The following is a 22,206-nucleotide window of genomic DNA, read 5'->3' as shown; positions in this document are numbered from 1 at the left end:
CGATGCGCATCTTCCGCACCGAGGTGAGCGCCGTCACCCGCCTGAGCGCCACGATGATCCGGGTCACGCTGGCCCTGGCCGAGGACTTCCCGACCACGGGCGTCGGCGACGAGTACGTGCGCCTGTTCTTCCCGCACGGCGACGACCGGCGCGAGGTCTCCCTGCCCGAGCCGCACGGCGACTACTGGCGCACCCCGGAGGGCGCCCCCGAGGCGCCGATGCGGACCTACACCGTCCGCGCGGCCCGCCCCCGGGAACTGGACGTCGACTTCGTCGTGCACGACGGCGGGATCGCCGCCCGCTGGGCCCTCGGCGCGCGGCCGGGCGACGTCCTCGGCCTGAACTCCCCCACCGGCCTGTACGAACCGCCCGCCGACCTGCGCTGGCAGGTGCTCGTGTGCGACCTCACCGGCCTGCCCGCGATGGCCCGCCTGATCAGCGGCGTGCCCGAGCACGTCACCACCAAGGTGATCGCCGAGATCCCCGGCGACGACTCCCGGCTCGACCTGCCGCACCGGCCCAACGTCGAGGTCACCTGGCTGCACGGCGGCAACGCCACCGGCCCGAGCCGGCTCGAGGAGGCCGTGCGCGCCGCCGTACCGCCCTCCCGTCCGATGGAGGGCGGCTACGTCTGGGTCGCGGGCGCGACGGACACGCTGCGCGCGGTGCGCCGCTACCTGCGCAAGGAACGCGGCCTGCCCACCGACCGGTACAAGGTCATCGGCTACTGGACGCCGAACGGCGAGGCCTGGGCCGAGCGGTTCCGCACGCTGCCCGCCGACGACCAGCGCCGGCTGGACGCGATCTGGCAGGACACCGCCCGCGACGAGGAGGACCTGCGCGACGACTACGAGGCCGAGCTTGAGCGTCTCGGCCTCTGAGCCGGGCGGCGGGCGCCTCGCGCGCTCGCCCGTCCCGCTCTTCGCCTGGCTGCTCGGCTGCGTCGTGCTGCTGCTCGCCGCCGTGCTGCTCAGCCTGATGGTCGGCTCCGCCGCCATCTCGCCGCAGACCGTCCTGGCCGCGCTGCTCGGCAAGGCCCACTCCGTGGAGGCGCGCACCGTCATCGAGCTGCGGGTGCCGCGCACGGTCCTCGCCATCGTCGCGGGCGGCGCGCTCGCGGTGGCCGGCGCGCTCATCCAGGCGCTCACCCGCAACCCGCTGGCCGACCCGGGCATCCTCGGCGTGAACGCCGGCGCCGGCTTCGCGGTCGTGATCGCCGTCGCCTTCTTCGGCGTGACCGGGGTGCCCGGCCGCATCGGCGCCGCGCTCACCGGAGCCGCCGTCGCCGCCGCCGTGGTCTACCTGATCGGCTCCATGAACCGCGCCCGCACCGCGGGCCCGGTCACGCTCGTGCTGGTCGGCCTCGCCTTCGGCGCCGTCCTGCAGGGCCTGGCCGGGGCGATCACGCTCGTGCGCCCGAAGGCGTTCACGCTGATGCGTCACTGGGACACCGGCGCGCTCAACGACCGCACGCTCGCCATGGTGGCGCAGGTCCTGCCGCTGATCCTGCTCGGTCTCGCCATCGCCTTCGTCGTCGCGCCCTCGCTCAACGCCGTCGCCCTGGGCGACGGGCCCGCCAAGGCGCTCGGGGTACGGCTCGGCCCCGTGCGCACCGGCGTGGTCGCCGCCGTCAGCCTGCTCTGTGGCGCGACGACGGCGCTGGCCGGGCCCATCGGGTTCGCCGGGCTCATGATCCCGCACATCGTACGCTGGCTGTTCGGGGTGGACCAGCGGTGGATCGCCGCCTACAGCGCCGTGCTGGGCGCGGTGCTCCTGCTCGTGGCCGACGTCGCCGGACGCCTCGTGCTGTGGCCGGGCGAGCTGCCCGCCGGGATCGTCACCGCGTTCGTGGGCGCGCCGTTCCTCATCGTGCTGGCCCGGCGCAAGGAGGCGAGCGGCCTGTGAGCACCCGCGTCAAGCTCGACACCGGCCGGCCCGAGTGGGCCGTCCGCACCCGCCTGCTCTCGGCCCGCCTGGACCGCCGCACCCTCGTGGTGAACCTCGCGCTGGCCGCCGTCATCGTCGTGACCGCGCTGGTCTCGCTGGGCGTCGGCGACATCTTCGTGTCCCTGCCCGACGTCCTGGCCACCTTCTACGGCGGCGCCTCCCGCGCCGACACCGTCGTCGTGCAGCAGTGGCGCCTGACCCGGGTGCTGCTGGCGCTGCTGCTCGGCTTCGGCCTGGCCGTCAGCGGCGCCCTCTTCCAGTCGCTCACCCGCAACCCGCTGGGCAGTCCCGACGTCATCGGCTTCAGCACCGGCTCCTACACCGGCGCCATCGTGCTCATCGCCCTCTTCCACGCGCCCACCGCCGTCATCTCCTTCGGCGCGCTCGCCTCGGGCCTGGCGGTGGCCGCGATCGTGCTGGCCCTGTCCTACCGGGGCGGCTTCCGCGGATTCCGGCTGATCGTGGTCGGCATCGGCGTCAGCGCCGTCCTGAGCGCCCTCAACACCTGGATCATGGCCAAGGCGCAGCTCCAGGTGGCGATGTCGGCCGCGATCTGGGGCGCGGGCAGCCTCAACTCCGTCGCCCCCGACGCCCTGCCGGTCGCCGCCGCCGGCATCGCGCTCTTCTCCGCCCTCGCTCTCCTGTACGGCTCCCGCATCCGCGCGCTCGAACTCGGCCAGGACGCCGCCGACGCCCTCGGGGTCCGCTCCCGGCACACCCAGATGGCCGTGACCGGCGCCGGCGTCGGCCTGGTCGCGATCGCCACGGCGGTGGCCGGGCCGATCAGCTTCATCGCGCTGGTCGCGCCGCAGATCGCCGCCAGGCTGACCGGCCGCGGCGGCTGGTCCCCCATCGGCGCCGGGCTGACCGGCGCCCTCCTGCTGCTGCTCGGCGACACGGTCGCGCGGGTGGCGTTCCTGCCCGTCCAGCTTCCGGTGGGCGTCGTCACCACCAGCCTGGGCGGCCTCTACCTGATCTGGCTCCTGGTACGCGAAGCGAGACGCCTGTGACCATCGCCCACCCGAAATCCACCCCGATGCCCACGGACCCCGCCGTGACCCCCGCGCTGACGTCCGCGCGGACCTCTGCGCCGGCCTCCGCCGCTACCGCGGGCGGCGACGTGAGCGGGGGCGCCGCGCCGCTCGTCGCCGAGGGCCTGTCGCTCGGCTACGGCTCCGGCTTGATCATCGACGGCCTCCACCTGGAGATCAGGCCCGGCTCGTTCACGGTCGTCATCGGGCCCAACGGCTGCGGCAAGTCCACGCTCCTGCGCGGCCTCGGCCGGCTGCTGCCACCGCGCGCCGGCCGGGTACTGCTCGGCGGGCGCGACCTGCACAAGCTGGCGCCCAAGGAGGCGGCGCGCGAGATCAGCGTGCTGGCGCAGAGCTCGATCGCCCCCGACGGCATCACCGTCGCCAACCTGGTCGCCCGCGGCCGCTTCCCGCACCAGGGGCTCTTCCAGCAGTGGACGGAGTCCGACGAACGGGCCATCCACGACGCCCTCACCGCCACCGGCACCTTCGACCTGAGCGCCCAGCGGGTCAACGCCCTGTCCGGCGGGCAGCAGCAGCGCGTGTGGGTGGCGGTGGCGCTGGCCCAGCAGACCCCGATCATGCTGCTCGACGAGCCCACGACGTACCTCGACGTGGCCCACCAGGTCGAGCTGATGGAACTGTTCACCGACCTGCAGCACGCCGGCCGCACGATGGTCGCCGTGCTGCACGACATCAACCAGGCCATCCGCTACGCCACCGACCTCGTGGTCATGCACGAGGGCCGCGTCGTGGCCTGCGGAAACCCGTCGGAGATCGTCACCGCCCAGCTGATCTCCGACGTCTTCGCCCTGGACTGCTCGGTGTTCCCCGACCCGCTGACGGGCCTGCCCATGATGCTCCCCGCCAAGCGCGAGCGCTGACCCCGAAAGCCACCGAACTCCCCGGAAGCCGGACCTACCGAGGCCCGGACACCGGGCAGGGCGGCCACCGGGCTTCCCAGGCGCCGGGTATGCGGGTTCCGGGCATGGCGGAAGCCGGACTCCCCGGGAGCCCAGCTTCGCGGGAGCCGGACTTCCCGGAGCCGGACATTGCGGGAGCGGGACATTGCGGGAGCCGGGCCTTTCGGATGCCGCTGCTGGTCATCGAGGGTCGAGGTCGCCGAGTTTCCCGGCGGCCTCCGCCAGCGCCGCCCGTACGGCCTGCGCCTTGCCCAGCCGCCCGATCAGGACGTGCACGGCCAGCCCGTCGAGCAGCGCGTTGAACGCGGGCAGGAACTCCTCCGCGCGCACCGGCCGGAAGGTGCCGTCGGCCACGCCGTCGGCGATGATCGCGGTCAGGTCGCGGGTCCACCCGCTGTCGATCGCGTCGGCCGTCCTGCTCATCTCGCTGGCCGAGGTCGAGCGCAGCCACGCCTCCAGCCACAACTTCCACGAGGCGTCGTGGCGGCCCTCGGGCAGGTAGAGCCGGATGTAGGCGGCCAGCCGCGCGCCCGGGGCGGTGACGGCGGCCAGGTCGCGGGCCCGGCGTTCGGCCAGGTCGCGCTCGCTCCACCGGAACGTCTCGGCCAGGATCTGGTCGCGTGACTGGAAGTAGTACAGGACCCGCGCCGGGCTCATCCCGGCGCGCTCGGCGATCTGCTGAACCTGGATCTCGCTGACCGGCTGCTCGGCGATGACCTCCAGCGCCGCTTCGAGGACGCGCCTGCGGGCCAGCCTGCCGCGCTCCTGGGTTCTGCCCCGCGGTTCGGTCGGTTCTGCCATGAGTTCGATCCTCCCCCTTGACGCACAGCCGTACCAACTTAAATTTGATTCAAGTTTAGGATCGGAGGAGTCCATGAGGCGGTTACTGGCAGCGCTGCTTCCGCTGGCCGCCGGCGCGGTGGTTCCCGCGCAGGCGGGCGCGGACACGGTGCTGAGGCACGGGTTCGTCTACACGGTCGACGCTCGCGACAGCGTGGCCGAGGCGGTGGCGATCGACAACGGGAAGATCATCTATGTCGGCGGCGACGCGGGCGCGCGACGTCACATCGGCACCAAGACCAAGGTCATCGACCTCAAGGGCCGCATGGTGATGCCCGGCCTGCACGAGGGACACATCCACGACATCACCCGCGAGGACCGCAAGACCTGCGACCTCAAGGCGGAGCCGCTCACGGTCGCGCAGTTCCGGAGCCGCGTCAAGGCCTGCCTGGCCGATCCGGAGCTGGGCGCGGAGCCGGACGACTTCCTGAACGTGACGAACCTCTACATGCAGTTCCTGCGGCCCGCCGGAACCACCCCGCACAAGCGGATGCTCGACGGGCTCGGCACCACCCGCCCGATCATCGTCTCCGCGGCGGTCACCGGCCACACCACGCTGGTCAACCAGAAGGCCCTTGACCTGGCCGGAATCACCAAGAACACCCCCGACCCCGACGCCGGCCGGATCAACCACGACAAGAACGGCGAGCCGAACGGCCTGCTCGAAGACGCCGCCGCCCGCCTGGTCACCAAGCTCATCCCGCCACCGCCTCCCCTGTCCCCCGAACGCGCCGCCGAACTGGCCGGCCTGCGGATGCGCGACTTCAGCCAGGAGGGCATCACCAGCTTCTTCGTACCCGGCAGCGACGCCGCCACGGTCACGACCTTCCAGAACCTGCGTGGGGCGGGCGGCCTGACCGCCCGCGCCCACTTCGCCATCTCCACCCGCATCGGCGACCTGCGCGAACCTAGGAAGCTGTACGCCGCCCTGGCTAAGATCCGCAAGGAACTGGAACGCCCCAGCCAGATCCCCCTGCCGGTCCGCGCCTGGCGTCCGGGCAAGCAGGAGGGCCCGCGCCTGGTCGCCGAGCCCGCGGTCTCCGTCGACGGCGTCAAGATCCTGCTCGACGGCATCGTGCAGTACCCGGGGCAGACCGCGGCCCTGCTCAAGCCGTACCTGGACGCCAAGGGCAAGCCGCGCAAGGACAAGTCGGCCCGCGGCGAGCTCTACATCGGCGCCCAACTCCTCAACCCCGTCGTCGCCGAACTGGAGCGGCTCGGCTACCAGTCCCACATCCACGCCATCGGCGACCGCGCGGTCAGGACCGCCCTCGACGCCTTCGAGGCGGCGCGCAGGGCCAACCCCGGCATCCGGGCCCACCAGACCATCGCGCACGCCGAGGTGGTCGACCCCGCCGACTACCGGCGCTTCGCCACCCTGGACGTGACCGCGTCGATGGGGCTGCAGTGGGCCAAACCGGCGCCCGACTCGACCGACGCGGTCAAGCCGTACCTGGGCGCGCGGTTCGACCTGTACGAGCCCACCAAGCCGATCACCCGGGCCGGCGGCAAGGTCTCGCTGGGCAGCGACTGCTGCCTGGACCCGTTCGACCAGTGGTTCGGGCTTGAGGCGTCGATCCTGCGTGAGGCCGACTGGGGCAAGGACTTCCCGCAGTACGCCGGGAAGGTCAACGCCCTGCCCGGCCTGTCCCGGCGCGAGGCGATCAGGGCCGTCACGATCAACGGCGCCTACCAGATGCACCAGGAGAAGGTCACCGGCTCGCTGGAGACCGGCAAGCTGGCCGACCTCATCGTCCTGAACCAGAACATCACCAAGGTCGCGCCGGACGACATCTCCCGGACCGACGTCCTGCTGACCATGGTGGGCGGAAAGGTGGTCTGGGCCGCGAAGCCGTTCAGCTGACGGTCTTCAGCCGGGCGGCGAGACGGCCGGCGAGGGGGTGGTCGCCGAGGCCCTCGCGCACCCACTGCTCGGTCAGGGCGGTGTACAGCTCCTTCGGCGCCCGCTCCCAGTCCGGCCTGCCGTGCGGCGGGCGCGGGTCGTACTCCAGGGCGTACTGCACGGCCCGCGCCACGTCGAGGCCGGCCAGTTCCGCGGTCAGGTGCAGGGCCATGTCGATGCCGGCCGAGACACCTGCGGCGGTCAGCACCGGGCCGTCGGCCACCCAGCGCTCGCGGACCGCGATCGCCCCGAACTCGGGCAGGACGTCGAGCATCGACCAGTGCGAGGTGGCGCGGCGGCCGTCGAGCAGGCCCGCCGCGCCCAGGATCAGCGAGCCGGTGCACACCGACGTCGTCAGCCCGGCGGCGCCGCGCACGTAGGCGAGCAGGCGCTCGTCGGCCATCGCGCGCAGGGTCGGCGCGCCGCCGCCGGGGACCACGATCACGTCGGGGGCGGGCACCTCATCGAAGGTGTTGCCGGCCCGCACCCGCAACGGCGTGTCGGTATCCCAGGTCTCCAGCCGTTCCCCGACCACGACGACCCGGAACTCCGGGCGCATCGCCGCGAGAGTGGACAGCACCTGCAGCGGGCCGACCAGGTCCAGGATGGTACAGCCGGGGTAGAGCACGAACGCGATGGTCTTCTCGGTTGCCATGCCCCCATCCTGACCGCCCGGGACCGGTCGCGGCCGGCGCGTGTCCGCAATCTTGGGAAACCTGGCAGCGATCATGGGCAGGGCCGGCGGAAGGGGAGACCGGGAAACGCCTGGCTCCAGTCGGCGGGGGTGAGCGCGGGCCTGGCCCGCGCACAGACGCGGGCCGCCGCCGTCGCGGGGTCGACCGGCCACAGCCGGACGGTGTGGTCCTCGCTCGCGCTGGCCACGTACTGGCCGTCGGGGCTGAAGGCCACCGCGTAGACGCGGTCGGCGTGCCCGGTGAGGGTGCCCGCGGGGCGCGGGCGCCGGGGGTCGCGCACGTCCCACAGGCCGACGGTGCGATCGAGCGAGGCGGTGGCCAGCCCGCGGCCATCAGGCGAGAAGGCGATGCCCTGCAGGGCGTCGGTATGGCCGATGAGCTGCGACAACGGCCGGATCCCCGCGCGATCGGCCACGTCCCACAGGCGGGCGGTGCGATCCAGGGAGGCGGTGGCCAGCATCCGGCCGTCGGGCGAGAAGGCGACCGCCTGCAAGGTCTCCGGCTGCTGGGGGCTGGTGGCCAGCCGTACCGGCCGCTGGGGGTCGCTCACGTCCCACAGGACGATCACGACGCCGTTCAGCGTCGCCAGCAGATGGCCGTCGGGGCTGAAGGCCAGGCCCGTCGCGCCGTTGCCGCCCTCGCGCACCGAGCCCGCCGCGCGCGGGCGCGCCGGCTCGGACAGGTCCCACAGCCGTACGACGGGGTCGCCCGCGCCCGCGCTGGCCAGCAGATCGCCCCGAGGGGCGAAGGCCACCGCGCGGATGCCCCCCTCATTGGCGGCGCCGATCACCGCTGACGGAGACGGCCGGCTCCGGTCGGCGACCCGCCACAGCCGCACGGCGCCGTCGACGCCGCCGGTCGCGGCCAGCGCCCCGGACGGGTGGAAGGCGACCGACTCGACCTGCCCGGTGTGGCCGCGCAGCCGCGGCAGCGGGGCGGGCCGGTAGGGGTCGGCGACGTCCCACAGCCCCGCGGTGAAGTCCTCGCTGCCGGTCAGCAGGGTGCGGCCGTCGGGGCTGAAGGCCACGGCCGACAGCGCCGCCGGGTTGCCGCCGAGGACGGGGCCGGGCAGGCGGGTGAGCAGCGTGGTGCCGTCGAAGGCGGCCGAGGCGAGCATGCCGCCGCCGGGCCGGTAGGCCAGCGCCCAGACGACGTCGGTGTGCCCGGTCAGCACCGTGGCGGGGGCGCGCGGCTCGGCGACGTTCCACAGGCGGATGGTGTGGTCCCAGCCGCCGCTGGCGAGCTGACGCCCGTCCGGGCTGAAGGCGAGCGCCTGCAACGGACCGCTGTGCCCGGTCAGCACGGCGGGACTGCGCGGCTCGGCCACCTCCCACAGCCGGACCCGGTGGTCCCAGCCGGCCGTCGCCAGCCGGCGGCCGTCCGGGCTGAACGCGACGGCGGTGACCTTCTCCCCGTTGCCGCTCAGGCGGCGCAGCAGGCGCGGGCGGCGTGGGTCGGCGGTGTCCCAGAGGGCGGCGGTGCCGTCGTCCCCGGCGGTGACGAGCGTGGCGGTCGTGGGGTGGAAGGCGAGGGCGGTCATGGTGGAGCGGTGCGCGGCGCGCGTGGACAGCAGGCGGGGGTCGCCCGCGTTGGCGATGTCCCACAACCGCAGCCTGCCGTCGCCGCCGGCCGTGGCCAGGATCGTGCCGCCGCCGCCGACCGCGACGGCGTAGACGGGCCCGGTGTGGGCGGCGAAGGCGGCCAGCGGCTTGGACGGGCCCGCCGCCGCGGCCCACCACAACTGGACGGTGCCGTCGTACAGGCTCGCGACCAGCAGGCGGCCGTCGGGCGTGAAGCGCAGCGACTCGATGTCGTCGCTCACCCCGGTCAGCTCGGCGAGCTTGTCCGGCGGGCCGTCGTCGTGGACGCGCCAGAGCCGGATCGTGCGGTCGTCGCCGCCGCCTGCCAGGACCCGGCCGTCGGGGCTGAAGGCCAGCGTGTTCATCTCGTGAGGAAGGCGGTCGCCGAGCGGGGTGGTGAACGCGCTCAGCAGGCTGCCGCGCGCCTCCAGCGTCGGCGTGAGCCGGAAGGCGGCGAGGCTGAGCTGGGCGGCCAGCGGCGCGTTGGCCGTGCGCAGCTGGATGGCGCGCTCGGCCACGCGCTGGGACAGGGCCGTGTTGCGCTGGCCGGTGGCGGCCTCCTGCTGGCTGCGCGCGTACCCGGTGGCGGCCCCGGCGATCACCACCATGGCGGTTAAAACGGCGATGAGCGCGCGGGCGGCGAGCACGCGGCGGCGGGCCTGGCGCTCCTCGCGCTCGCGCGCGGCCAGGCTGGCCGCCAGGAACTCCTCCTCCGGCGGGCTCAGCGCGGGCCCCTGGCGCTCGGCCCATTCGCGCGCGGCCGCCAGCCGCACGCCCCGGTAGAGGGCGCCGGGGTCGCGGCCCAGCGACTGCCAGGTCTCGGCGGCCTCGGTCAGCCGCTGGTGGGTGCGCAGCCCCTCGCGGTCGGCGGCCAGCCAGTCGCGCAGGCGCGGCCAGGAGCGCAGCAGCGCCTCGTGGCCGATCTCGACGCTGTCGTGGTCGAGCACCAGCAGGCGGGCGACGACCAGCTGCTCCAGGACTTCGGCCGTGGCCTCGTCGTCACCGAGGCGCCGCCGGTGCACCCGGCGTTTGGTGTCCTGCGCGCCCTCGCCGAGCACCGTCAGGCGCAGGAACAACCGGCGGGCCAGCCGCCGCCGGTCGGGCGGGAGGTGGGTGTAGACCCGCTCGGCGCTCTGGGCGATCGCGCCGTCGATGCCGCCGGCGGCCTCGTAGGCGGCCAGGGTGAGCGTGAGCCCTCTGCGCCGGCGCCAGGTCTCCAGCAGCACGTGGGAGACGAGGGGCAGCACGCCGTTCTGGCCGGCCGCGTCGGCGACGATCCGGGCGGCCAGCGCCCCCTCGACCAGGCAACCGGCGTCGGCGGCCGGACGGACGACGGCCTGGCGCAGTTCTTCCACGCGCATCGGCCCGATCGGGACGTGCGCCCGGCGCAGCACCTCCAGCAGCCGGGGCTCGGCCAGGCAGTGACCGTAGAAGTCGGCGCGCACGCCGATCACCACGCGGTGCCCGTCGGCGGCGCCGACCAGCAGGTCGATGAAGCGCGCCCGCTCACCGGAATCGCGGCAGAGCGTGAAGACCTCCTCGAACTGGTCCACGATGATCAACGTCTCGCCGTCGCCAGGCGGCGCCCAGTCGCGCGCCGGGTGCGCGCCCGGCGTGAGCACGACCACGGGCCACGGCCGCGCCCCGGCCTGCACGCGCGCCTGCAGCCCGGCGCGCAGCACCGACGACTTGCCCGACCCCGACGCGCCGAGCAGCGCGACGAACCGCTGCTCGCCGATGCGCTCCAGCAACTCCTCCACGAGCGCCTCACGGCCGTAGAAACGCTGCGCGTCCGCGGCCCTGAAGGGCGCCAGTCCCAGGTACGGCGCCGCCTCGTCGGCGACCGGCTCCGGCTCGTCGTTCTCCCGGCCGCGCAGCTCCCGCCAGCGGCGCTCCCACTCCTGCGGCTCGCCGCCGCACGCGCGTACGTAGGCCAGCGTGACCGCGAGCGTCGGCAGCCGCCGGCCCGAGGCCGCCTCCGACAGCGTGGCCGCGGCGTAGTGCGCGCGGCGGGCCATCTGCCGGTAGGTCAGGTCACCCGCCTTGGCGCGCAACAGCCGCAGGTCCGCCGCGAAGCGCAGGACCTCCGGATCGTCTCCCTCCAACGGACGCTCAGGCCGCGGCACCGCGCCTCCCCCAGGATCGCCTTGCCTTTACTCAAACCGAAGTCCGGACGTTGATCAACCCTGGAAGATTGTTCGCCGCATTCGTCGCTCATAACGCCCTATGAGCCTTACGAGCTGCGGACTTACTTGCGGGAAACCACGGAAGCCGGCTCGGAGGAATTGTTATCAGCGGTTTCTTGCCTTTGTCCGACGGCACATGTCAAGGACGCTCCGCTACGCGACGCGATGATTCACCGGCCCGCGAGTGGGCAGCCGTACCCCATGCGAAAGGTCGCGGTCATCGCCCACCGCAAGAAGACCCTCGGCGGAGGCCTGGACGAGCTCCGCCGCCGGATCACCGACCGGGACATCGGCGGACTGCTCTGGTACGAGGTGCCCAAAAGCAAGAAGGCGCCCAAACAGGCGCGCAAGGCCCTCGAAGAGGGGGCCGAGCTGATCTTCGTCTGGGGCGGCGACGGCACCGTGCAACGCTGCGTCGACGCCCTCGCCGGAACCGGGGCCGTCCTGGCCGTCGTGCCCGCCGGCACCGCCAACCTCCTCGCCCGCAACCTCGACATCCCCGAAGACCTCGAAGAAGCCGTCCGGATCGGCTTCGAAGGCCGCCGCAAACCCCTCGACCTGGGACGGATCAACGGCGAGCACTTCGCCATCATGGCCGGCGTCGGCTTCGACGCCGACATGGCCGCCGACGTCGACGGCGGGCTGAAACGACGGCTGGGCCGCCTCGCCTACGTCTGGACCGGCCTGCGGCACGCCGGCGACACGACCACCCCCACCCGCATCACGATCGACGGCGTGAAATGGTTCTCCGGCGAGGCCGGATGCGTGCTCCTGGGCAACGTGGGCACGATCACCGGCGGCATCGAGGCGTTCGACGACGCCCGGCCCGACGACGGCTGGCTGGAAGTGGGCGTCGCCACGGCCAAGAGCAGGCTGGAGTGGGGACGGCTGCTCGCGCGGATGGCCACCGGGCGCTCCGACGAGTCGCCGTTCGTCCGCATCACCCGGGCCAGGAAGGTCACGATACGGCTGGCCGTACCGCGGACCTATGAGCTGGACGGCGGCGCCCGCGACCGCGCGACCAAGCTCAAGGCGGACATCCTGCCCGGCGGCATCACCGTCTGCGTCCCCTGACCCGCGCGGCCGGCCGCGAAGACGCGGGCGCTCCGCAAAGGCGCAGGCCGCCCGCAAGGCGCGAGCGCACGCGCGTCGTCAGGCGTCGCGGCGCTTCATCAGGACGGCGCCCGCGACCACCGCCACCGCCACCCAGACCAGATAGACCGCGAACCCGCTCCACGGTCCCAGCGACCCGTTGCTCTGGCCGGAGACGACCAGCAGCCCGGCGTTCGTGGTGAAGTGCTCGGACACGGTCCTGCCCCACTCCCCCGGCAACTGGACCGTCAGCGTGGGCAGCACCATGATCAGCGCGATCGCCGACACGATCGCGCCGGGCGTGTGCCGGATCAGCGAGCCGAGACCCAGCCCGAACAGCCCGCAGGCAGTCAGGTAGAGACCCGCCCCGAGCGCCGCCCGCACGATCTCGCCCGCCGTCAGTGACGGCGGCTGGGAGATCACCACACCGACGCCGATCGCCCCGGCCGCCGCGACCGTGGAGACGGCCAGCGCGACCGCCGAGAACGCCACGAGCTTGCCGGTCAGCAGCATGAGGCGCTGGGGCACGGCCATGAGCGAGGTGCGGATGCTCCCGGTGCGGTACTCGCCGGAGATCACCAGGACACCCAGCGTGGCCATGGCCAGCGAGGCGAACATCACGCCGGTCAGGCTCGCCGAGAGCACCTGCTCCCCCGGGACCGGCCGCCCCTTCGCCATGCTCTCGGCCGTGAGGTTGATGAGCGCGGAAAAGCCCAGCATCAGCGCACCCGTGACGCCCAGCGTCCACATCGTCGAACGCACCGAGCGAATCTTGGTCCATTCGGACCGGAGTATGTCGATCACCATCCAAGGATCCCGGCGCGGGCCGCGACTTTCCTCCTGCCTGGGCAGGGTTACGCGGCCCGCGACCTGGGAGCCTGCTCCTAACCCCCTGGTCTGACCGGCTACAGCATCTCCCCGGGGATGGCCGCGACCAGCCCGCCGTCGATGATCAGATCCTGGCCGTTGATGTAGGACGCCTCGCCGGAGGCCAGGAACGCCACCGCGCCCGCCACGTCGTCGGCGGTGCCGAACCGGCCCGCCACCACCTCGGCCACCACCGTGCCCTGGGCCTCGGCCGAGACGTTGTCGTGGAACATCGGCGTCTCGATGTAGCCGGGGCTCACCGAGTTGACCCGGATCCGCCTGGGCCCGAGCTCGGCCGCCAGCGTGTGCGCCAGGTTGTGCACCGCCGCCTTCGTCGAGGAGTACAGGGAGCCGCCGGGCAGGCCGCGGTGCAGTGTCCACGACGCGTTGATCACGATCGCCCCGTGGTCGGCCAGCAACGGCAGCGCCTTCTGCAGGGTGAAGAACACGCCCTTGTAGTTGATGTCCACGACCCGGTCGAACTCGGCCTCGGTGACCTCCGCGGCCGGATCGAACGAGGCCACGCCCGCGTTGGCGAAGACCACGTCCAACCTGCCGAACCGGTCCCGGATCCGGGCCATCAGCGCGTCCAGGTCGGCCAGGCTCGCCGCGTCGCCGCGTACCGCGAGCACGCGCTCCCCGCCGGCCAGCTCCTCCACGGCGGCGTCCAGCCGTACCTTGTCGCGGCCGGTGATGACCACCCGCGCGCCTTCGGCGAGCAACCTCCGCGCGGCGGCCAGTCCCATGCCGCTCGTGCCGCCGGTGATGAGTGCGATCTTGTCCTGAAAACGGGAAATGGTGTGCGTCATGGGACTCAGCGTGCCGACCGGCGCGCGAGGTGAACAGTGCCCGGCTATCAGGGGTCTGTCACCACCACCCTCACGCCGGAGCGGCCAGCCTGAGCAGCGGGAGCCGGGCCAGGCGCTCGGCGGTGCCGGTGCCGGGGCGGGGGTTGAACAGCTCCAGGTACCAGTCGGGATGGTCGACCACGGCCAGGGGCGTCGTGTCGAAGAACAGCTCGCCGGCCTCGGGATGGCGGACCGCCTTGACCGTCTGGGCCTGGCCGCTGACGTCGTGGCGGGCCCACAGCTCGGCGAACTCCTCGCTCACGACGCTCAGCTCGTCCACGACCTCGGCGAACCCCGGGTCGCCTGGATCGTGGGCGACGCAGGCCCGGTAGGCGGCCACCACGGACGGGGCGGCCGACTCCCACGCGACCTGCATCGCGCGGTAGCGGGGGCTGGTGAAGAACGTCACCAGGCAGTTGCGGTCGGCGTCGGCGTACCCGAACAGCTCCCGCGCGGCGTCGTTGACGAGCAGCAGGTTCCAGTACCGGTCGCGCAGCATGGCCGGTCGCGGCATCCACGCGTCGAGCAGGTGCCGCAGCTCCGGGGTGACCGCGGTGTCGCCGGTCGCCCCGGCCCGCGGCGGGTTGAGCCCGGCCAGCAGGTAGAGGTGCGCGCGCTCCGGCTCGCTCAGGCGCAGCGCCCTGCCGATCGCGTCGAGCACCTCGCCCGAGACGTTGATGTCGCGGCCCTGCTCAAGCCAGGTGTACCAGGACACACCGACCCCGGCCAGCACGGCGACCTCCTCGCGGCGCAGCCCCGGAGTCCGGCGGCGGCCGGCGCCCTCGCCCGCCAGGCCGACGTCGCCGGGCGTGAGCCGCGCCCGGCGCGAGCGCAGGAAGGCACGGAGCTGCTCGCGGCGCTGCCGCGCCGCCGCTGGGGTTTCTCTGGGCATGCTTCATCGTATCCAGCCCGTGCCCTTTACAATGTAGATCAACTGGATTCCCGGAGCCGCCCGTCCGACAGCTCCAGCCGCCGTTCCACCTTGATCTCCGCGAGGAAGCGTTCGTCGTGGCTGACCACCACGAACGCCCCCTCGTACGCCGCCAGCGCGCTCTCCAGCTGCCCCACGCTGACCAGGTCGAGGTTGTTGGTCGGCTCGTCCAGCAGGAGCAGCTGGGGCGCCGGCTCCGCGCACAGCACGCAGGCCAGCGTGGCGCGCAGCCGTTCGCCTCCCGAGAGCACGCCGACGGGCAGATGGGCCCGCGCGCCGCGGAACAGGAAGCGGGCCAGCAGGTTCATGCGCTCGGCCGCCGGCATGGCCGGGGCGAACGCGGCCAGGTTCTCCGCGACCGTGCGCTCCTCGTCGAGCAGGTCCAGGCGCTGCGACAGATAGGCCACCCGGCCCTCGGCCCGCCTGGCGAGTCCGCCGCCCGGCTCCAGATCGCCGCTGATCATGCGCAGCAGGGTCGACTTGCCGGCTCCGTTCGGGCCGGTCAGCGCGATCCGCTCGGGCCCGCGGACCGTCAGGTCCAGGCCGGGCTCGGCGAACAGCTCGCGGGCGCGCAGCCGTTCGCCCAGGAAGACGGTACGGCCGGCGGGCACGCTCGTCCCCGGCAGGTGCAGCACGATCTTCTGGTCGTCGCGCAGGGCGCGTCCCGCCTCGTCGAGCCGGGCCTGGGCGTCGCTGACCCGGGAGGCGTGCATCTGGCCGGCGCGCCCGGCCGACTCCTGCGCGCCGCGCTTCATGTTCCCGGCGAAGATGCGCGGCAGGCCGGCGCTCTTGAGGTTGCGGGCGGCGTTGCCCGCCCTGCGCTCGGCCCGTTCGCGGGCCTGTTGCATCTCCCGCTTCTCGCGCTTGAGCTCCTGCTCGGCGCCGCGCACGGTCCGCTCGGCCGCCTCCTGCCCGGTACGCACGGCCTCCTCGTAGGCCGTGAAGCCGCCGCCGTAGAAGCGGACCTCGCCGCGGTCCAGTTCGGCGATGCGGTCCATGCGGTCGAGCAGGGCGCGGTCGTGACTGACGACGAGCAGGCAGCCCTTCCATTCGCCGAGCACGTCGTGGAGCCGGTCGCGGGCGTCGCGGTCGAGGTTGTTCGTCGGCTCGTCGAGCAGCAGGACGTCGGGCCGCTTGAGGAGTTGCGCGGCCAGGCCGAGCGAGACGATCTGGCCGCCGCTCAGCGTGGCCAGGCTCCGCCCGAACGCGAGCTCACCGAGCCCGAGCCGGTCGAGCTGGGCGCGGGTGCGCTCCTCGATGTCCCAGTCGTTGCCGATCGTGGTGAAGTGCTCCTCGCTCGCGTCCCCCGACTCGATGGCGTCCAGCGCGGCGATCACCGGCGCGACGCCCAGGACCTCGGCCACGGTCAGGCCGGCGGCCAGCGGCAGGCTCTGCGGCAGGTAGCCGAGGACGCCCTTGACCGACACGCCGCCGGCGGCGGGCCGGTACTCGCCGGCGATCAGCTTGAGCAGCGTGCTCTTGCCCGCGCCGTTCGGGGCGACGAGCCCGGTACGGCCGCCGCCCACGCTGAAGGACAGGTCACCGAAGACAGGCGTGTCGTCGGGCCAGGAAAAGGACAGGTTGGAGCAGATGATGAACGCATCGGACATGTGAAGACCTCGTACGGAGACGATCCGGGCGTGCCGAAGCCGCCCGGCGACGGGAAGGGATTCGGGGAACGACGACAGGGCCACATCGGCGGCGGTCATACGCGCCTGCCGGGGCCGGTCGATCTCCGGTATCACCCGGAGATGTCGTCGTCACCTGCCACGTCTGGTCTCCTAGCTTCAGAACAGCTGCGTTTCACACCTTATCTCACCAGTGGCCGGTGCATCGGCTGGTCCCCTCCGGTCCGTCGTGCGGGAACCAGCCGCACGCCTGGAACCGCTGCGATCCCTGGCTGCTGGCCGGCCACATCTGCGACCAGGCGTCGTAGCCGTCGATGCCGACGCGCTGCAGGCGGGTGTAGCAGCTCTGGTCGCCCTTGCGCACCATCATGTACACCTCGTCGCCGGTGAGGGTGGAGCCGGTCAGGCGGGCCCAGCCGTACTGCTTGCCGTTGAAGCGCTTGGCGTGCACTTCGACCGAGCGCCCGTTGAAGCCGACGCGGCGTACCACCGACCCCCGGGTGTCGCCGGGCCAGGGAAGGGCGTCGCTGCACTGGGTCACGATCATGGGGACGGGGTCGTGGTGGGCGGCCACCGGGGCCGGTCCGCTCAGGGCGGCCGCGAGGACATGGGCGAGGATGACGGAGATCGACATGTCCGGAGCGATGCCCGGTCACGTTGATCGTCGCGCACAAGAACCGTTCAAGAGATCGTCCGGTTCTAGCCGTCGGCGAGGGCGGCGAGCAGCCGGTCCTCGGTCACCTCCGGCCCGCTGAGCTGGTGGGTGATGGCGCCGTCGCGCAGCACCACCACCGAGTCGCAGTTGTCCACGAGCTCGCCCACGTCCGAGGAGATCAGCAGAATGGCCAGGCCGTCGACGGCGAGCTCGTCCAGGAGGGTCTGGATCTGCCGCTTGCTGGCCTGGTCCACTCCCCTGCTGGGCTCGTCCAGCAGCAGGACCTTGGGCTGCATGGCCAGCCACCGGGCCAGCAGCACCTTCTGCTGGTTGCCGCCGGACAGCTCGCCGGCGAGCTGGCGGGGCGAGGCGGCCTTGATGTCCAGCCGCGTCATGAAGGTGGTGACGATCCTGTCGATCCGGGTGTCGGCCACGATGCCGGCATGGGACAGGCGCGGCAGCGCGGCCAGGGCGATGTTGTCGCGTACGGACAGGTTGGGCACGATGCCCTCGGTGGTGCGGTTCTCCGGCACCAGGCCGACCCCGGCCCTGACGGCGCTGCGGACCGACCACCTCCTGCTGGCCGTCCCCGACACGGTGACCTGGCCGGACTCGACGGGCAGGGCCCCGGCGATGGCCCTGGCCGTCTCGCTGCGACCGGCGCCGAGCAGCCCGCCGAGGCCGACGACCTCCCCGGGACGTACGGCCAGCGACACTCCGGCCAGCATGTTCGCGCGGGTCAGCCCCTTGGCCTCCAGCACGGGCCGGTCGGCGACCTCGTCCACGGGCCAGCTCTCCAGCGGGGAGGCGTCCCGGGGATGGAAGGGGCGGCCCATCATGAGCGAGACGAGGCGGACCCGGCCGAGTCCGGCCGGCGGCCCGGTGTGGACGACGCGGCCCTCGCGCAGGACCGTGACGCGGTCGCAGATCTCGTAGAGCTCCTCCAGGCGGTGGGTCACGTAGATCACCGCCCGGCCCTCCTCGCGCAGCCGGGTCACGGCGGCCAGCAGGGTCCTGAGCTCGGCGTGTTCCAGGACGGTGGCGGGCTCGTCCATGATGACCAGCTTGGCGTCCGAGCAGGCGGCCCTGGCCAGGGCGACGAGCTGCTGGGCGCCGGGGGTGAGGGAGTCGAGGGGGCGGCGGGTGCCGACGCGCAGGCCGTACTGGGACAGGAGCTCTTCCGCGCGGGCGTGCATGGCCGCGAAGTCGATCAGCCCCAGCCGGCCGCGCGGCTCGGCGCCCAGGAAGAGGTTGCGGGCGATGCTCATCGTCGGGACGAGGCCGCTCTCCTGGTGGACCGTGGCGATGCCGGCCTGCCTGGCCTGCGCGGGGCCGGCGAACCTGACCGGCACGCCGTTGAGAAGGACCTGGCCCGCGTCGGGCCGGTACACGCCGGAGATCACCTTGACCAGGGTGGACTTGCCCGCCCCGTTGCCGCCGATGACCGCGTGGACGGAGCCGGGCCGCACGGCCAGCGTGACGTGGTCGAGCGCCGGGACGCCGTCGAAGGTCTTGAGAACGCCTGCAAGCTGAAGCACGGTTGCCTCCACCCCGATGGTGGCCACAACAAGAAACAATCTCGCAACGAAGATGTCACATTCGGTCAGAGCTGGGCAACGTGCAGCCGCACTCCCTTCGCGGCCAGTTCGTCGAGCACGTCGCGGGGCGCGTCGTCGTCGGTGACCAGATGCGCGATGCGCTCGGCCGGGATCGTCTGGACCATCGTGTCGTGACCGATCTTGGTGTGGTCGGCCAGGACCACGACCTCCTCGGCCGCCGCGGCCAGCGCGCGGTCGACGGCGGCGACCTGGAGGCTGGGCGTGGACAGGCCGCGCTCGGCGGTCAGCCCGTTGCCGGAGACGAACGCTCGGCGCACCCGCAGGCCGGCCAGCGAGCCCTCGGCGGCGGTGCCGACCAGGGCGAGGATCGGGCCGCGCAGCGAGCCGCCGGTGACCACCACCTCGATGCGCGGGCAGCCGGCCAGCGCCTGGGCCACGAGCAGGGAGTTGGTGACCACCGTGAGGTCGCTGTGCCTGGCCAGCCGGCGAGCGAACTCCTGGGTGGTGGTGCCGGGGCCGATGACGATGGCGTCGCCGTCCTCCACGAGCGAGACGGCGAGGTCGGCGATGACCGTCTTCTGGGCGGCCGACACGGCGCTCTTCTGCGTGTGGCTGGGCTCGCGGGTGAAGTCGCCCGGCAGGGTGGCGCCGCCGTGGTGGCGGTTGAGCAGGCCCTCGGACTCGAGCGCGCGCAGGTCGCGGCGGACGGTCACCTCCGAGGAACGCACCGCCTGGGCGAGCTCGCGAAGGGAGACCGCGCCGTTGGCCCGGACCAGCTCCAGGATCCTCTGGCGGCGCTCGGCTGCGAACACGGGCCTGCCGCTCTCCCTCTGCGTGTCGCTCACGTGGCCCGAGCATAGTCGACCAGAGATGGACTGCCCATCTCTGACCATTTCAGAACGAATCTGATCGAGTTTCCTTGACCCCGGTGTCGGAATGGTGCTTTCTTTGGTCGAGATGGCGCTCGTTTTCGATCGGAAGGCAGCTCCGTGATCACACGCCTCTCCTTAGCACTGGCCGTCCTGCTCAGCGTGATGTGGCCGCTCTCCCCCGCGGCGGCGACGCAGGCGGAGCGGCATGGCCTCAAGGGCGACTACCACCTGAGCACCGGGCCGGGCACGTTCGACTTCGGCGAGCTCAAGGCCACAGCCGTGGATCCGAACATCGACTTCTCCGACCTCAACCCCGCCCTCGCGGAACTGACCGGCCGCGACGAGAACGTCACCGTACGGTGGACCGGGCGCATAGCCGCCCCCGCGGCGAACACCTACACCTTCTCCATGATCGGCGACAACGGCTTCCGCCTCTGGGTCGACGACAAGCTGATCATCGACAACTGGCGCGACATCTGGGACGTCGAGCAGGTCGGCACCCCGATCGCCCTGGAGGCCGGGCGCACGTACGACATCAAGATCGAGTACTTCGAGCACTTCGGCGGCGCCAACCTGCGGCTGCGCTGGCAGAGCCCGGACCTGGCCAAGACCGTCGTGCCCGAGCAGGCGCTCCTCCTGCCCGAGGGCTTCGACCCGCCGGGCCCCGTCCAGGCCGAGGTCGGCACGGCGGGCGACACCGCCACCCTGACCTTCGCCAAGGCGCTCAAGCCCATCACCGCCGCCACCGGATTCAAGATCACCACAGGCGGGTCGGCCTGGCCGATCACCTCCGCCTCCTCCTCCGGCGCCACGCTCACGTTCAAGCTGGGGGCCAAGATCCCGCTCAAGGCCGGCAACGGCGTGCGGGCCGCCTACGACGGCACCGGCGGCCTCGAGTTCGCCGACGGCACCGCGCTGCCCGCCTTCCCCCGCGCCGCGCTGGCCAACCGCTCCGAATACCAGCTGGCCAGCAAGTTCGCCAAGGACGTGAACCCGGCCGGCCCGCTGCCGGAGTACCCGCGGCCGCAACTCGTCCGCGAGCGCTGGCGCAGCCTCAACGGCCCCTGGCAGTTCGCCGCCGCCGAGGCGGGCGAGCAGCCGCCGGTCGGCAAGAACCTGGCCGAGCGGATCACCGTGCCCTTCCCGGTCGAGTCGGCGCTGTCCGGCATCGGCAGGACCGAGGACCGCATGTGGTACCGCAGGACCTTCGAGGTCCCGAACGGCTGGCGCGGCGAGCGGGTCATCCTCCACCTCGACGCCGTGGACTGGGAGTCCACCGTCTACGTCAACGGCACGCGCCTGGCCACCCACCGCGGCGGCTACGACCGCTTCACCGTCGACGTGACCGACGCCCTCAAGCGCCGGGGCCCCCAGGAACTGATCGTCGGCGTCTACGACCCCACCGACAAGGGCAACTACCCCACCGGCAAGCAGCGCCTGACCCCGGGCAGCATCTGGTACACGCCCAGCTCGGGCATCTGGCAGACCGTCTGGATGGAGCCCGCGCCGCGCAACCGGATCCTGTCGGTCGACTCCGTGCCCGACCTCAAGGGCCAGAGGCTGAAGGTGACCGTCAACGCCGGCCTCGCCGGCACGCGGGTCAGCCTGGTGGCGCGGGACGGCTCGAAGGTCGTCGGCCGCGTGAGCGGGCGCTCGGGCACCGAGCTGAGCCTGCCGGTTCCCCAGCCCAAGGCGTGGACCCCGGACACCCCCTTCCTGTACGACCTGTCCGTCTCGACCGGCGACGACGGCGTGCGCTCCTACTTCGGCATGCGGGAGATCTCGATCGGCCAGGTCGCCGGCAAGACCCGGATGCTGCTGAACGGCCGGCCCGTCTTCCAGCTCGGCCCGCTCGATCAGGGTTTCTGGCCCGACGGCCTCTACACCGCCCCCACGGACGCCGCGCTGCGCTACGACCTGGAGGTCACCAAGCAGGCCGGGTTCAACACGGTGCGCAAACACGTCAAGGTCGAGTCCGACCGCTGGTACCACCACGCCGACAAGCTCGGCCTGCTCGTCTGGCAGGACATGCCCTCGACCTCGGGCAACACCAACCAGGCCCAGTTCGAGACCGAGTTCCGGCGCATCGTCGACCAGCACCGCTCCAGCCCCTCGATCGTCATGTGGGTGCCGTTCAACGAGAGCTGGGGCCAGTACGAGGTGGCCAGGGTCGCCGACCTGGTCAAGAGCTGGGACCCCTCGCGCCTGGTCGACAACCAGAGCGGCGTCAACTGCTGCGGCGCCCAGGACGGCGGCAACGGCGACGTCATCGACTGGCACATGTACCCGGGCCCCGCACCGGTCTCGCCGCCGAGCGCGACCAGGGCCTCGGTCCTCGGCGAGTACGGCGGGCTCGGCCTGCTCGTCATCGGCCACACCTGGTCGGGCGGCGGCTGGGGCTACCGCGTCGAACCCGACGCCGAGACCCTCACCACCCGCTACGTCGAGATGGACCAGACGCTGCGGCGGCTGCACGCCTGCGAGGGCCTCAGCGCCGCGATCTACACCCAGACCACGGACGTGGAGGTGGAGCTCAACGGGCTCATGACCTACGACCGGGCGGTCATCAAGCCCGACCTCGCCAGGGTCCGGGCCGCCAACCGGGCGCTCGTCGACGAGATCTCGCCCGCCTGCTAGGAAAGGAACCAC

17 protein-coding genes are annotated in these 22,206 nt (G+C 72.7%); 7 read left to right on the top strand and 10 right to left on the bottom strand.

Annotation, left to right across the window (positions count from 1 at the left end):
* The first annotated feature begins 2 nt into the window (after positions 1–2).
* From ACIBHY_RS25845 to ACIBHY_RS25830, 4 genes are read left to right on the top strand one after another with little or no spacing between them, the layout of a single operon-like run.
* Positions 3–881 (top strand): siderophore-interacting protein, encoded by an 879-nt coding sequence (locus ACIBHY_RS25845; RefSeq protein ID WP_397307922.1) that lies wholly within the window; start codon positions 3–5, stop codon positions 879–881.
* On the top strand, positions 862–1,905 hold the full coding sequence (locus ACIBHY_RS25840) for a FecCD family ABC transporter permease (protein WP_397251060.1): 1,044 nt from the start codon (positions 862–864) through the stop codon (positions 1,903–1,905). Before ACIBHY_RS25845 ends, ACIBHY_RS25840 begins: the two co-directional genes overlap by 20 nt.
* Positions 1,902–2,957 carry a FecCD family ABC transporter permease gene (locus ACIBHY_RS25835; protein ID WP_397307921.1) on the top strand — a complete coding sequence of 352 codons (1,056 nt, stop codon included), beginning with the start codon at positions 1,902–1,904 and terminating at the stop codon, positions 2,955–2,957. The genes ACIBHY_RS25840 and ACIBHY_RS25835 overlap by 4 nt, the downstream gene beginning before the upstream one ends.
* Positions 2,954–3,862, top strand: a complete 909-nt coding sequence (locus ACIBHY_RS25830; RefSeq protein WP_397307920.1) for an ABC transporter ATP-binding protein — start codon at positions 2,954–2,956, stop codon at positions 3,860–3,862. The genes ACIBHY_RS25835 and ACIBHY_RS25830 overlap by 4 nt, the downstream gene beginning before the upstream one ends.
* Positions 3,863–4,081: 219 nt before the next feature.
* Here the strand turns inward: ACIBHY_RS25830 and ACIBHY_RS25825 are convergent, their stop codons facing one another.
* A complete protein-coding gene (locus tag ACIBHY_RS25825) occupies positions 4,082–4,702 on the bottom strand; it encodes a TetR/AcrR family transcriptional regulator (protein ID WP_397251066.1) in 621 nt (206 codons plus the stop codon).
* 73 nt (positions 4,703–4,775) lie between these two features.
* Here ACIBHY_RS25825 and ACIBHY_RS25820 point away from each other — a divergent pair, with 73 nt between their 5' ends.
* Positions 4,776–6,605, top strand: a complete 1,830-nt coding sequence (locus tag ACIBHY_RS25820; RefSeq protein ID WP_397251068.1) for an amidohydrolase — start codon at positions 4,776–4,778, stop codon at positions 6,603–6,605.
* On the opposite strand, the gene ACIBHY_RS25815 is transcribed toward ACIBHY_RS25820, so the two are convergent.
* A complete protein-coding gene (locus ACIBHY_RS25815) occupies positions 6,598–7,299 on the bottom strand; it encodes a DJ-1/PfpI family protein (RefSeq protein ID WP_397251070.1) in 702 nt (233 codons plus the stop codon). The genes ACIBHY_RS25820 and ACIBHY_RS25815 overlap by 8 nt on opposite strands.
* A 71-nt stretch (positions 7,300–7,370) precedes the next feature.
* Positions 7,371–11,045, bottom strand: a complete 3,675-nt coding sequence (locus tag ACIBHY_RS25810; RefSeq protein ID WP_397307919.1) for a hypothetical protein — start codon at positions 11,043–11,045, stop codon at positions 7,371–7,373.
* A gap of 261 nt (positions 11,046–11,306) precedes the next feature.
* Between ACIBHY_RS25810 and ACIBHY_RS25805 the strand changes: the two genes are divergently transcribed.
* On the top strand, positions 11,307–12,179 hold the full coding sequence (locus ACIBHY_RS25805) for a diacylglycerol/lipid kinase family protein (RefSeq protein WP_397251074.1): 873 nt from the start codon (positions 11,307–11,309) through the stop codon (positions 12,177–12,179).
* A 78-nt stretch (positions 12,180–12,257) separates the two neighbouring features.
* On the opposite strand, the gene ACIBHY_RS25800 is transcribed toward ACIBHY_RS25805, so the two are convergent.
* From ACIBHY_RS25800 to ACIBHY_RS25770, 7 genes are all read right to left on the bottom strand, one after another.
* The gene (locus tag ACIBHY_RS25800; RefSeq protein ID WP_397251076.1) at positions 12,258–12,959 is read right to left on the bottom strand and encodes an ABC transporter permease subunit; all 702 of its coding nucleotides are present in this window, start codon (positions 12,957–12,959) and stop codon (positions 12,258–12,260) included.
* A 143-nt stretch (positions 12,960–13,102) separates the two neighbouring features.
* Complete coding sequence (locus tag ACIBHY_RS25795; RefSeq protein ID WP_397307918.1) at positions 13,103–13,873, bottom strand: glucose 1-dehydrogenase; 771 nt, start codon at positions 13,871–13,873, stop codon at positions 13,103–13,105.
* 70 nt (positions 13,874–13,943) lie between these two features.
* Entirely contained in the window at positions 13,944–14,804 is an 861-nt protein-coding gene (locus ACIBHY_RS25790; RefSeq protein WP_397251080.1) for a helix-turn-helix transcriptional regulator, read from the bottom strand.
* A gap of 38 nt (positions 14,805–14,842) precedes the next feature.
* Positions 14,843–16,453, bottom strand: a complete 1,611-nt coding sequence (locus tag ACIBHY_RS25785) for an ABC-F family ATP-binding cassette domain-containing protein (protein ID WP_397307917.1) — start codon at positions 16,451–16,453, stop codon at positions 14,843–14,845.
* A gap of 205 nt (positions 16,454–16,658) precedes the next feature.
* Positions 16,659–17,105 carry a hypothetical protein gene (locus ACIBHY_RS25780; RefSeq protein WP_397307916.1) on the bottom strand — a complete coding sequence of 149 codons (447 nt, stop codon included), beginning with the start codon at positions 17,103–17,105 and terminating at the stop codon, positions 16,659–16,661.
* A gap of 65 nt (positions 17,106–17,170) precedes the next feature.
* Complete coding sequence (locus ACIBHY_RS25775) at positions 17,171–18,664, bottom strand: sugar ABC transporter ATP-binding protein (RefSeq protein ID WP_397251086.1); 1,494 nt, start codon at positions 18,662–18,664, stop codon at positions 17,171–17,173.
* Between the two features lie 65 nt (positions 18,665–18,729).
* Positions 18,730–19,530, bottom strand: a complete 801-nt coding sequence (locus tag ACIBHY_RS25770; protein WP_379624826.1) for a DeoR/GlpR family DNA-binding transcription regulator — start codon at positions 19,528–19,530, stop codon at positions 18,730–18,732.
* 144 nt (positions 19,531–19,674) lie between these two features.
* Between ACIBHY_RS25770 and ACIBHY_RS25765 the strand changes: the two genes are divergently transcribed.
* Positions 19,675–22,194: a PA14 domain-containing protein gene (locus tag ACIBHY_RS25765; protein ID WP_397307915.1), complete on the top strand. Its 2,520-nt coding sequence runs from the start codon at positions 19,675–19,677 to the stop codon at positions 22,192–22,194.
* Positions 22,195–22,206: the final 12 nt, after the last annotated feature.

It is taken from the genome of Nonomuraea sp. NPDC050547, from assembly GCF_044457345.1.
Lineage (GTDB): Bacteria > Actinomycetota > Actinomycetes > Streptosporangiales > Streptosporangiaceae > Nonomuraea.
This window is presented reverse-complemented; position numbering and strand designations above follow the sequence as displayed.